Source organism: Pseudomonadota bacterium (genome assembly GCA_016719885.1).
In the GTDB taxonomy this organism is placed as follows: Bacteria; Pseudomonadota; Gammaproteobacteria.
The window spans coordinates 1-12564 of the sequence record JADJYF010000021.1 but is presented as its reverse complement, the minus strand read 5'-3'; the positions used below and the strand labels follow the sequence as shown (position 1 = coordinate 12564).

The 12564-nt window shown below is 66.1% G+C and carries 10 protein-coding genes and 1 pseudogene; 7 read left to right on the top strand and 4 right to left on the bottom strand.

What is annotated here, in order from left to right:
- The first annotated feature begins 110 nt into the window (after positions 1-110).
- Positions 111-860, top strand: coding sequence for an alpha/beta hydrolase (locus IPM80_19890; GenBank protein MBK8960613.1), 750 nt, complete (start codon positions 111-113; stop codon positions 858-860).
- 16 nt (positions 861-876) lie between these two features.
- Here the strand turns inward: IPM80_19890 and IPM80_19885 are convergent, their stop codons facing one another.
- The gene (locus IPM80_19885; GenBank protein MBK8960612.1) at positions 877-1230 is read right to left on the bottom strand and encodes a nuclear transport factor 2 family protein; all 354 of its coding nucleotides are present in this window, start codon (positions 1228-1230) and stop codon (positions 877-879) included.
- 66 nt (positions 1231-1296) lie between these two features.
- Here IPM80_19885 and IPM80_19880 point away from each other — a divergent pair, with 66 nt between their 5' ends.
- Both IPM80_19880 and IPM80_19875 read left to right on the top strand, forming a co-directional pair.
- Complete coding sequence (locus IPM80_19880; protein MBK8960611.1) at positions 1297-1947, top strand: nitroreductase family protein; 651 nt, start codon at positions 1297-1299, stop codon at positions 1945-1947.
- 89 nt (positions 1948-2036) lie between these two features.
- A complete protein-coding gene (locus tag IPM80_19875) occupies positions 2037-2420 on the top strand; it encodes a rhodanese-like domain-containing protein (protein MBK8960610.1) in 384 nt (127 codons plus the stop codon).
- Between the two features lie 106 nt (positions 2421-2526).
- On the opposite strand, the gene IPM80_19870 is transcribed toward IPM80_19875, so the two are convergent.
- Positions 2527-3351, bottom strand: coding sequence for an alpha/beta hydrolase (locus IPM80_19870; protein ID MBK8960609.1), 825 nt, complete (start codon positions 3349-3351; stop codon positions 2527-2529).
- Complete coding sequence (locus IPM80_19865; GenBank protein ID MBK8960608.1) at positions 3348-3731, bottom strand: hypothetical protein; 384 nt, start codon at positions 3729-3731, stop codon at positions 3348-3350. Before IPM80_19865 ends, IPM80_19870 begins: the two co-directional genes overlap by 4 nt.
- Before the next feature lie 204 nt (positions 3732-3935).
- Here IPM80_19865 and IPM80_19860 point away from each other — a divergent pair, with 204 nt between their 5' ends.
- The 4 genes from IPM80_19860 (at position 3936) to IPM80_19845 (ending at position 11412) form a co-directional block, all read left to right on the top strand.
- Complete coding sequence (locus IPM80_19860) at positions 3936-5063, top strand: fatty acid desaturase (GenBank protein MBK8960607.1); 1128 nt, start codon at positions 3936-3938, stop codon at positions 5061-5063.
- 347 nt (positions 5064-5410) lie between these two features.
- Positions 5411-10237 (top strand): FG-GAP repeat protein, encoded by a 4827-nt coding sequence (locus IPM80_19855; protein ID MBK8960606.1) that lies wholly within the window; start codon positions 5411-5413, stop codon positions 10235-10237.
- Between the two features lie 135 nt (positions 10238-10372).
- A complete protein-coding gene (locus IPM80_19850; GenBank protein MBK8960605.1) occupies positions 10373-11182 on the top strand; it encodes an LLM class flavin-dependent oxidoreductase in 810 nt (269 codons plus the stop codon).
- A complete protein-coding gene (locus IPM80_19845; protein ID MBK8960604.1) occupies positions 11179-11412 on the top strand; it encodes a hypothetical protein in 234 nt (77 codons plus the stop codon). Before IPM80_19850 ends, IPM80_19845 begins: the two co-directional genes overlap by 4 nt.
- 90 nt (positions 11413-11502) lie before the next feature.
- On the opposite strand, the pseudogene IPM80_19840 reads toward IPM80_19845, so the two are convergent.
- Positions 11503-12363 (bottom strand): annotated as a pseudogene (locus IPM80_19840) (NAD-dependent deacetylase).
- Between the last annotated feature and the right edge of the window lie 201 nt (positions 12364-12564).

The following is a 12564-nucleotide window of genomic DNA, read 5'->3' as shown; positions in this document are numbered from 1 at the left end:
GCCGGGCCGGCGCGGCAAGCGCCGCGCTGAAAAACTTCGTTGCGGGTGTGTCGCCCCGCACAGCGGCAAACACGGGATAATCCCTGCTTGCCGACCACCATGCCGAGACCATGCCGCGCATCACCGTCAACCACGTCAACTTCCATTACCTCGACGAAGGCCAGGGCCCGGTGCTGCTGCTGCTGGGCGGCACGCTCAGCACCGCGCGCGGCGATTTCTCGGCGCAGATCGATGCTTTCAAAGGCCGCCACCGCGTGATCGCGCCCGACCGGCGCGGCTATGGCGAGACGCGTCCGCCGGACCGTGACTTTCCGGACAATTTCTACGAGCGCGAAGCGCGCGACATGGCCGCGCTGGTTAAGGCGCTGGATCTCGACGACATCGTGGTGTTCGGCTGGAGCGAAGGGGCGGCGGTGGCGCTGTGGCTGGCAACGCTGGCGCCCGCCCGCGTCAAGGCGCTGGTGGTGTGGGGCGGCATCGCGAGTCTCGGCGCGCAAGACATCGAGCGCTTCGAGGCTAGACGCGATACCGCGAGCTGGTCACCACGCGCCCAGGCCGCGCTCAATGAAACCTTCGGCGATGGCTACTGGCAACGCGTGTGGTGCGACTGGCTGGACACCATGCAGCGCCTGGCCGCGCAGGGCAGCGCGCGGCTCGCGCGGCTCGACGAAGTGCGCTGCCCGGTGCTGGTCATGCATGGCGGCAAGGACCCGCTCATCGGTCCCGAGCATCCGCGCGCACTGGTGCAGGGCTTGGGCGACGCGCGCTTGCACGAGATCGCCGCCGGCGCGCACAACGTGCATCTGTCCCAGGCCGAGGAGTTCAACCGCGTGGCGGCGGACTTCATCGCGCGCTCGTGATCAAACGCGGCGCCGCTTACAAGTAATGCGCCGCCGCGCGGCTGACGAGGCCCGCGTCATCGAAGAAGAACACTTCGAGAGCCGGCCCGCGCACTCCCTCGTAGTGGAGCGCGACGCTGTCCGCGCCGACGAAGATGGCCAGCAAGGTGAAATGGAGATCGGGCATCAAGGCCAGCGCCTTGGCCCAGTAGGCGCCGACCGCGTCCTTGCCCTGGAGGATCCCTGAGGCTTCGCCGGCGATGGCGGCGATGCGCGGTGAGGACATCACGAAGTCGTCGCGGTAATGGCTCAAGATGCGCTGGAGGTCATGACTGTTCCAGGCCGCAATCCATTCCTCGGCGAAATGCTCGGCGTGCTCTTGGCTCAACATGGGCGTGGCCTCGACGGTGGCGTTGCGCGAGTATGCGTGCCAGGCACGCAAGAACGGTAGCGCCCGATGACCGACCCGGTTTCCTTTTTCGACGAAATGCTCGCCACCACCCGCTCGGTGCGGCGGCGCATCGATTTCACGCGCGCGGTGGAAGCGGCGATGCTCTATGACTGTATCGACCTGGCCGTGCAGGCGCCGAGCAGCGTCGGCGGCGAGACCTGGCGCTTCGTGGTATTGACCGAGCAGCCGCGCAAGGACGCCATGGCGGCGCTCTACCGCAAGTCCTTCGACACCTTCCTGGCCGCGCAGGCGGCCGAGCACCACGCGCAGGGTACGACCCCCGAGCCCTTGCCGCCCAACTACCGCTACCTCGCCGAGCGCATGCAGGATTTTCCGGCCATCATCGTGGTGTGTCGCGAAGGCCGGCCGCCGGCCGATACCGCCGGCCAGGTGGCGTTCTACAGTTCGGTGATCCCGGCGGCGTGGTCCTTGATGCTGGCGCTGCGCGCGCGGCGCCTCGGCACCACCTGGACCACCCTGCACAGTCGCTACGAGCGTGAGTCCGCCGATATCATCGGCATGCCCGACGACGCCACTGCCGCGGTGGTGCTGCCGGTCGGCCACATGAAGGACGCGACCTTGCGCCGTGCGCAGCGCAGCCCGGCGCGCAGCGTGACCTACTGGAATCAATGGGGCGCGGCGGACCACCGCGAGTGATCCATGCACTTCCCTGATCCGACGCCGGGTCGACGACGGCCCGGCGCAGTATGCTTGCACTCACCGACCACCCCATCCCAGGAGCCGCCATGAGCAAATCCCTCAAGGACTTCGTCGCCGATGCGAAAAGCCGCATCCGTGAAATCAGCGCCGCCGACGCCGCCCAGGCCCTCGCCGCCAATCCGTCGCTGTTGATAGTCGATGTACGCGAGCCGGCCGAATGGGCCGAAGGCCATCTGCCTGAGGCCATCCTCGTGCCGCGCGGCATGGTCGAAGCCAAGGCCGACCTCGACTACCCCAACCGCGAGCCGAAGCTCGCCGACCGCCACCAAGCCATCATTGTCCATTGCGCCAGCGGCGCGCGCAGCGCGATGGCGGTGGACGTCCTGCAGCAGATGGGCTTTACCGACGTGCGCTCCATGGCGGGCGGCATCGCGGCGTGGAAGGAGGCCGGGTTCGAAGTCGTGAGATGACCTTGCAGGTGCGAATTCATTCGCACATTCAATCGTCAGACTGAAGTCGACCCACACAGAGCGCTGCGACCATTGTGGGTCGGACTTCAGTCTGACATTCAAGTGTTCAGCCGGATCCAATAATCCCGCGCCGCCTCAAAAACCCGAGACACGCCTCGGCCAGCAACTCCGGCTCTTCCATCATGATGAGGTGCCCCATCTTCTTCGCGATGCCGCCCTCGGCAAGGCCGCTGGGGATGGCGGCGATGGTGTCCAGCACCGCCTGCTCGGGCACGTGGTAATCGGCTTCGCCCTTGTAGACGAAGATCGGGCACTCGATCTTGTGCAGGTGTTCGCGCACGTCGTGATCGTTCCAGGCGTCCATGTCCGCCACGCAGGTCTGCTGGTAGGTGGCGCGATGTTGCCACTTCGATTCGATGACCTTGCGCGGGTCGCAGGGGTAATACATGGCCGAGGTCGAGGCGTTGTCGGTCAGCGCATGGAAGCCCGGGAAGGTGTGCGGGTCCGCATAGCCGGACAGGAATGAGATGGAGCCGGTGCGTGCCGCCGATTCGAACGCCATGCCGGCGCGGATGCCGTCCGGATGATGGCAGGCGAGCTGCAGCGTCATGTCGCCGCCGATGCCGCTGCCGCATACCACCGGCCGCTCCCCCGGGCACACCGCTTCGATGAAATGCCACACCCACTCGGCGTAGTCGCGCATCTTGCGGAACGGCTGCCAGTTGACCGGCATCGACTTCGCATGGCCGGGCAGATCCGGCGCGATGACCTTGAAGCCGGCCGCCGCCATCAGCGGCATGAAGTAATGCCATTGCAGGGAACAGGCCCAGCCCATGTGGATGCAGATGAGCGGAATGCCGCTGCCGCACAGGTCGTAATAGGCGCGCGCGCCGTCCACGTTCACGTAGCGTCCGGTGATTTCCTCGCTCATGGCGTGCTCCCCTCGAGATCGCGCAGCGCGCTCAACATGAGATGGGTCGATTCGTAAAGCCGGTTTGCTTCGAGCAGGTTGCCGTCGATGGTGATGGCGCCGGTGTCGAGCAGGTGGCCGAGCGCGCGACTGCCGTCGCGCAGCGCCGCCCAGGTTTCGAGCGGCGCGCTGATCATGTAATCCCAGCCAAGCGGATTGGCGAACGGGAAGTACACCATCACGTCGATGATCTTGCCGCCGTAGAGTTTCAGCCAGTAGCGCTCCTCGCCCAGCACCAGCAGGACTTTCACGTCGGACCAGCGGCTGGCGGTGGCGAAAGCGGCGTCATCGTTAAGACGATCACGCAGGGCGTGGATGAATTCGATGCCGGGGAACTGCATGGGATGCCTCCTGCTGCTCGTTCCGCAGTCTATCCGCGTGTCGATCGGCCTGTCAGCCGGGCGGCGTATCATTCACGGTTGCCGTGTGCGCGGCAGCGCGTGGCAGGATGGCCCGGTGCGCCCGGCTTGACCGAAATCAGGCCCGTGCCGCCCTGCACGCGCAACACTTGTCAACGCAACTGACCGGCCGAGGGCTGCCGCGAGATGTGGACCTACATTCGTTATTGCGGAACTCACCTTCTCATCCTGCTGGCCATGGTGGGCCTGGTGCTCGGGCAACAGGCATCATGGCTCGGCATTGCGGCGGGTGTGCTGGGGTGGATCGGCAGCGATGCCTTGAGTCCGCGCGCCAGCGCGGCGCGGGCGGTGCGTCACCCGTGGTTGCTGGACTGCGTATTGCACAGCTTCGTACCGTCGCTCGCGGCCTTGAGCGTGGTGTTCGCCTGGTACCTGGCGCCCGATGACCTGTTCGGCCTGGGACGGGCTGTCGAGTCCTTGTCCGGTTATCCCGCCCTCGCGCAGCGGGCGGCGAACGACGCTGTCGACCATCTCGGCGCGGTGCTGTCCTTCGGCCTCGCGGTGGCGCTCGGCGGCATCCTCACCGCCCATGAGCTCATGCACCGCACCAACGACGCCGCCGCGATGTTCAGTGCGCGCTGGCTGCTCGCCATGGCGTGCAACGCCAGCTTGGAAGTGGCCCACGTATTCGGTCACCACCGCGACGTGGGTACCGCGCGGGACCCGGCCACCGCGTTGCGCGGCGAAAACGTCTATCGCTTCTACCTGCGCTCGTCACTCGGCCAGGTGGCGCAGGCCTGGGACATCGAGCGCGAGCGACTGCGTAACCGGCCCGCGCTCCACAGGCTGCTGCTGGCCAACAAGGTGACACGCGGCTTCGTCCGATCCGGCCTGGTGTTGGCTCTGTATGGCTGGGCGGCCGGCGGTGTCGGCGTCGCGGCCTTCCTGCTCGCTTCACTGTTCAACAAGCTGTTGCTGGAAGCGCTCAATTACCTCGAACACTACGGCTTGGTGCGAAGTCCGGAAACGCCCTATGCGTTACGCCATGCCTGGGATACGGATCGCGCTTTCAGTCACGTGGTATTGATCCACCTGCCGATGCATTCGGAACATCATCTGCAACCCTTGACGCATTTCGAGTCCTTGCAGGCGCAACCGCGCGAAACCCCGCTGTTGCCCTGCGGCTACCTTGCGGCGCTGGCCCTGACGCTGGTGCCACCGCTGTGGCACCGGGTGATGGCGCCGAAGCTCGCGGAATGGGACGAGCGCTTCGCCACGCCCGATGAACGGGCGCTGGCCGCGGCCCCCGCCTAGCTGTCCGACCAGCGGCCGATCCCCGCGCCGCGGGGTAGCAACTTTCAGCACCCTCGCTGTTTTGTAACGTTTTGTGGCCACTCCTTCGGGCGTGCGCTGGGTCCTTGCTCCAGCCAGTCGGAGCGTTTAGCGTTCGTGCCTCAAGCGTGAGCCTCTGAGAGGGAGGCGCGACGCATGCCGACGTGGCTGCTCGCGTTCAGAGGATTCGTGCCGTCGCAGGGCCGAACGCGCAGATGTTCGCCCATTCCCGATCTTCAAACCTCCGAAACCCTGGCCTTCGGCCAGTCGCCAGTGGCTGCCCGTGCGGCGACAGAACAAATACCAATAACGATAAGAGGGTGCTCGCCATGGCTACGAAGAAGGGGACCAGCGGTAAAGACGTACTGACCGGGGGCGCGGCGAATGACTTGCTGCTAGGCCTGGCCGGCGACGACCGGCTGACGGGGAGTGGTGGCAACGACCGTCTCGACGGCGCAGCCGGCAACGACACGCTCAACGGCGGCACGGGCAACGACATCCTCATCGGTGGCGACGGCAACGACATCCTGATTGGCGGCGCCGGCAACGACAGCCTGACCGGCGGTCTCGGCCGCGATTCCCTGCGCGGCGATGCGGGAGACGATACCTATGTCATTGACGGCACCGGCGAGATCAACAAGGCCTTGGCCGATGCCGGCACCGATACCGTCAAGTCCAGTGTCAGCTACGCACTGGGCGTTCAGCAGGAACGTCTGACCCTGACCGGCGTCGGCAACCTGACCGCCATCGGCAACAGCGCCGCCAACATCCTGCTCGGCAACAGCGGCGCCAACCGCCTCGATGGCCGGGCCGGCGCCGATACCTTGAGCGCCGGCGCGGGCAACGACGTGCTGATCTACGACAGCGCCGATGTGCTGCAGCATGGCGGCACGGGCGAAGACACCTTGCTGGTGGCGGGGGCGGGTGTTGCGCTCAGGACTGCCGGTCTCGCCGCCGCGCGCGCCATCGAGGTGCTGGACCTGCGGGGCAGCGGCGCGAACATGGCGCAACTGACCGCGTCGCGGATAGTAAGCCTGTCGGACACCGACGTGCTGCGTGTGCGTGGTGGTTCGGACGACGGTGTCATCGCCAACGGCGCGTGGGTGGCCGGCAGCAATACCACGATAGGCGGCGTCACCTATGCGCAATACACGCTCAGTGGGGCGAGCCTTCAGATCGAAACCAGCGCCGCACGCATGATAGGTGGCGTGGTGCCGCTGTCGATGTTGAACGGCGCCAACGGCTTCCGTCTCGATGGCGTGGCCGCCGAAGATCACGCCGGCCGCAGCGTCAGCAGCGCCGGCGACATCAATGGCGACGGCTTCGACGACGTGGTGGTCGGCGCTCCGGGTACCGATATCAGTCCCGCAGGGCCCGGCGACTATTCGGGCTCGGCTTATATCGTGTTCGGCAAGGCCAGCGGCTTCACGTCTTCCTTGAGCCTCTCTGCCCTCACGGGCAGCAACGGTTTTCGTCTCGACGGTGTCGCGGACTACGACGTCGCCGGCTTCGCCGTGCGCGGCGCCGGTGATGTGGATGGTGATGGTGTGGACGATCTCGTGATCGGCGCCTACGGCGTCGATACGAATGGTGGCGAGTCCGGCACGACCTACATCGTGTTCGGCAAGACCAGCGGCTTCGAGTCCAGCATCAGTCTCAGTACGGTCGGTGAGCCTGGTGGCCTCGGCGGCTTTCGCCTGCAGGGCGTCGTCGCATCCGACAAGAGCGGCATCGCGGTGAGCGGCGCCGGCGATGTCAACGGCGATGGCTTCAACGATCTGCTGGTGGGCGCGAGTGGTGCCGCGCCCAATGGCGCCGCGTCCGGCGCGAGCTACGTGGTGTTCGGCACGGACCAGGGTTTCGCGGCCTCCATCGATCTCGTCTCGCTCGATGGCAACACCGGCTTTCGCCTCGAAGGCGTGGCGGCCAGCGATACCAGCGGCTTGAGCGTCAGCAGCGCCGGTGATGTGAACGGCGATGGCTTCGGCGACATCGTGGTCGGCGCGATCGGCGTCAGCCAGAACGGCGCCTTCTCGGGCGCCAGCTACGTGGTGTTCGGCAAGGCCAGCGGCTTTGCCCCGAGTATCAACCTCGGCAGCCTCGATGGCGATACCGGCTTCCGCCTGGTGGGCGTCGCCCATGACGACATGAGTGGCGGCGCGGTAAGCGCTGCCGGCGATGTGAACGGCGACGGTTTCGGCGATCTCCTGATCGGCGCGCGGAGCGCCGATCCCAATGGCAGCAATTCGGGCTCGGCCTACGTGCTGTTCGGCAAGGCGGGCGATTTCGACGCGAGCGCCACCCTGAGTGTTCTCAATGGCAGCAACGGCTTCCGCATCGACGGCGTGGCGGCGGGTGACGGCGCCGGCGAGGCGGTGAGCGCCGCCGGCGACGTCAACGGCGATGGCTACGCTGATCTCCTGGTGGGCGCGGCCGACGCCGACCCGAACGGCAGCGGTGCGGGTTCGAGCTACGTGGTGTTCGGCAAGGCCAGCGGCTTTGCCGCGAGTTTCGGCCTTGCCAGCCTGGACGGCAGCAACGGCCTGCGCCTCGACGGCGTGGCGGCGGCGGACGGCAGTGGCCGCGCCGTCAGCGCCGCCGGCGACGTGAACGGCGATGGCTATGACGACGTGCTGGTGGGCGCCGAGGACACCGATGCCAATGGCGCGGGGGCCGGTGGAGCCTACGTATTTTTTGGCAACGACTTCAGCGCCGCCGTCGCCAGGCAGGGCGGCGCCGGCAGTGACACCCTGACCGGTACCACCGCCGCCGAGATCATCGTCGGCGGCGCCGGCAACGATGTGATCGACGGCGCGGGTGGCGCCGACTTCCTGCGCGGCGGCAGCGGCGACGACACCTTGACCTGGCGCCCGGGCATGCGCGGCGTGGATGCCGGCAGCGGCACCGACACGCTGCGCATCGCGAGCGGCGGTGCGGCATTCACCGTCGGCAACACTTCCCTGCACGGCATCGAGCAGATCGATCTGCGTGGCGGCGGCGTCAACACCCTGGTGCTCGACGCGCCGGGCTTGCGCACCATCACCGAGTCGCCCCATCACCTGGGCGTGGCGGGCGACAGCGGCGACCTGGTGGTGCTGGGCGGCGTGTGGACCACACCGGGCGGCGCGGTGGATGGCTTCACGCGCTACGCCCACGGCGCGCTCCTGGTCGACATCGACAGCGATGTCACGGTGCTGAACAACGCCTCGCTGGCTTTTTCTGCGCTGGACGGCAGCAACGGCACGCAGTTCGAGGGCGTGGCCAACAGCGACTTCGCCGGCGCCAGTGTCAGCGCTGCCGGCGATGTCAACGGCGACGGCTTCGACGATTTCATCATCGGCGCGGCATTCGCCGACCCCGCAAGCGTTTCGGCCGCCGGCTCGAGCTACGTGGTGTTCGGGCAGGCCGCCCCCTTCGACCCGACCAAGAACCTCGGCACCCTGGACGGCACCAACGGCTTTCGTCTCGACGGCGTCGCGGGCGACGATCGCAGCGGCGGCTCAGTCGGCGGCGCTGGCGACCTCAACGGTGACGGTTTCGATGACCTCGTGATCGGCGCCGAGCGCGCCGATCCGCACGGCTCCAATTCCGGCTCGGCCTACGTGGTGTACGGCAAGGCGAGCTTCACGGCATCCATCGAGCTTGGCTCCCTCGATGTCGACACCGGCTTCCGGCTCGACGGTACCGCGGCCAATGAGCGCGGCGGCTCCGCGGTCACCACCGCCGGCGATATCAACGGCGATGGCTTTGATGATTTGCTGGTGGGCGCGCGTTATGCGAACGGCTTTGCGGGTGCCGCCTACGTGGTGTTCGGCAAGGCGGGCGGCTTTCCGCTGACCATCAACGCGGCCGACCTGACCGGCACCGATCTGCTCGACGTGATCGGCACCGACGGCGTTCGGCTGCTGGCTGCCGCCGGTGACTATACCGGACTGAGCGTGCATGGCGCGGGCGACATCAACGGCGACGGCATTGGCGATGTGGTGCTCAACCGTTTTCAGGGCGCCTACATCGTGTTCGGCAAGACAGACCCCTTCGCCGCCAGCATCGATCTCGCCAACCTCAACGGCAGCGATGGCTTCATCTTGGGCGGCGCTAGCAACGGCACACGTGTGAGCGGTGCGGGCGACGTCAATGGCGATGGTTTCGATGACGTCGTGGTGGGCGATCCCCATGCGGGTACGGCCTACGTGGTGTTCGGCAAGGCGGGCGTCTTCGCTGCGAGCGTCGACCTCACCACGCTCGATAGCGACGCCGGCTTTCGGCTCACCGGTGCGGCGTCCTTCAACGGGGTTGGCGCAGAGGTGAGCGGCGCCGGCGACATCAACGGCGACGGCTTCGACGATTTATTGGTAGCCCAGGATGGCCTGAGCTACCTGGTGTTCGGCAAGGCCGGCGCCTTCGCGCCGTCGATTGATCTCGCCACCCTGAACGGCCGTGATGGCATGTTCCTCCCGGACGCCCCAAGTCACTTCCTCACACAGTCACTCAGCGGCGCGGGCGACGTCAACGGCGACGGTTTCGACGACCTCGTGGCGGGACTCCGCTCGGCCGCCCCGAATGGCACCAATTCGGGCGCGGCCTTCATCGTGTACGGCCGCGATTTCAACGGCAGCGTGGCGCAACAGGGCACCAGCGGCAACGACACCCTGACCGGCACCAGCGTCGACGAAGCCCTGGTGGGTGGTCTTGGCGATGATCTCATCAAGGGCGGTGGCGGCGCCGACGCACTGCGCGGCGGCGGCGGCAACGACACGCTGGTGTGGCAGGACGGCGCGCGCGCCTTCGACGGCGGCAGCGGCATCGATACCCTGCGCATCGACGGCAGTGGCGTGGCGCTCGACCTGACGCAGGTCGCCAACAACTTCATCACCGGCATCGAGCGCATCAATCTCACCGGCAGCGGCAACAACAGCCTCACCCTCGATATCCGCGACGTGCTCGCCCTGCCGGACGCCACCGGCATGTTCCGCGACACCGCCACCCACGAACTCATCATCGATGGCAACAGCGGCGACAGCGTCAGCTCCGTCGGCCAGGGCTGGGTGGCGGGCGAGAACGTGACCGTGGGCGGCACGCTGTACGCGTCCTACACCAATGCATCGATAGCGGCCACCCTGCTGGTGGATACGGATATCACGCGGACCATCAGTTGAGAGGGCGGGGGCACGGGCACGGGGCGTTGAACGCCCTGCCCGTGCCCTCGCCACGCACTCCCCATCCGGCGAATGGTGGCGGTGGCTCGCGGCCGATAGATTTGAACCTCCGGCATGAACAGCAGGAGGTATCCCATGCGTTTCGGCGTGATGCACGACTTTCGCAACCCCCAGCGCTGGCATGTGCCCAGCCCGCGCTTCTACGAGTCGATGATCGAGCAGGTGGTGGCCATGGAGCGCATGGGCTACGACCACGTGTGGCTCACCGAGCATCACTTCACCGAAGATGCCTACAACCCCGTGCCGCTGGCCATGGCCTGCGCGCTCGCGGCGCGCACCAAGACGATCCGCATCGGTACCTTCGTCATGCTCATGCCCTTCATCCACCCGCTGCGTGCGGCCGAGGAAGTGGTGCTGGCGGATATCCTCTCCAACGGCCGCTTCGATCTCGGCGTGGGGCAGGGCTACACCCACGAGGAGTTCGACGCCTTCTGCCAGAAGCGCGGCGAGCGCGGCGCGCTTGGAGAAGGCGTGACGCTCATGAAGAAACTCCTGACCGAGGAGAACGTGAGCTTTGACGGCCGCTTCACCCAGGTGAAGAACGCGACGCTCATGCCACGCCCCGTGCAGCAGCCGGTGCCGATCTGGATAGGCGCCCGCGGCCCCAAGGCCATCCGCCGCGCCGCGGCCCTCGGCGCCAACTTCATGACCACCTTCGGCCCCGACCCGGTGCCCGAGTACATGGCCGCCTTGAAGGAGCTCGGCCGCGACCCTTCGCCGAATTCAAAGTGGCGCAACTGCGCATGGTCTACGTCGCCGACAGTGACGATGCGGCCTGGGAAGAGGCCCAGCACCACCTGTGGCACGTGTTCGATTACTACCGCGGCGTGCTGTCGACTTCCGCCGACGTGGAAGGCGACGCGGCACTCGCCGACTGGCCGATGAAGAAGGCCGAGGACCTGCGCGATTCGGCGATGGCAGCGGATTTGTTCGTGGGGTCGCCTAAGACGGTGGCGGACAAGCTGGAGAAGTTCGTGGTGAGCGGGACGGTGTATACGGACTTCATCATGTCCACGCATCTTGCGGGGATCGCGGTGGAGAAGAGTACGCGGTCGTTGGAGTTGTTTGCGCGAGAGGGTGATGCCGGGGTTCAGGGGGAGGTGACATATCGGTAATCGACGAGGCCGCGAGCAGGGTCGGCAAGACTCAAGTGACGGCTACCGAATAGCGTCAGCATTCAGCGTCAACTCTTGCCGTTGGCGCTGCTAATTGCCTAGTAGCTCCCTCGCTATGCCCTGTATTCCTTTAAGCGCTGTGGTCTTGAGAAATATGTCACCTGGGCTTGCACCGCCATCCGGCAACGGATTGATGCGGATCACGCCCCTGCCAAGCGACTTGGCAAAGCGACGGACCGTGGGGATCGCGGTACCAGCGCCGATCTCGATGACGGCCAAGCGCTCAATTTTTTCCAGCCAGTTGTAGAGTCGCTCCTGCTGTAGGTCAGTACGGTGCGCAAGCCATAGCCAGTCGCTGAACATCAAGATGTTGGGCCTCGCGACAGCCCCGCATTGCGGACAGAGTGGCAGAGCATTCAGGAGGCGGCATTCCTCTTGGTCGACCTCGGGATGAAATCATTCGCACTCCAGATGGCATCGCTACAGTTCTCCAAGCATTGCAGGTGATGAATCGAGCCATGGCACTCGGCGATCCGCTCGGACGGAAAGCCGGCTGCAGAATGCGCCATCGACGTTGCTGGTGAAGACAAATGCTCCACGCTCCGGCAGCTTGCCAATCGAGTCGAGCAGGCCGTAGCCCGCATGGGGCGCCGTACTCCGATACAACTGTAAACGATGCCCGTAGAAGCCCCAGGCGAGCACGGGGTCATCGGTAAAGGCGCCCATGTTTGCTATGTCGGAAAATTGCAGTCGCGCCCGCTCAAGCGCCGGATAGGCCGCCCAAAAACCCGCCGGCCCGCGAAAATCCGGCAAGCCCGAATCCACTCCCATGCCGGCGCCGGCGGCAATCAGTAAACCGTCGGCCGCCCCAATCAAGTCGGCCGCGCGCCGATACTTCTCGCTGAGCTGACCGTCGTTATCCAATATATTGGTCGAGACACGTTCTGCCATGGGTGCCACTGAATTGAAACTTGCCCGCGAGCAAGGTGGTGAAAAGGCGTAGTGAGCGCCGTAGTTTTTCACCCCCTTGAAGAGCCGGCAACTACATCGAGGGTAAGGCAATGCCACAACTGCCGAGTGGGCGTCATGTCGGACTTTCAGCAGGCCGCACCATGGAAATGGCGCGCCAGGGTAATTTCAATTTGTCCTTGG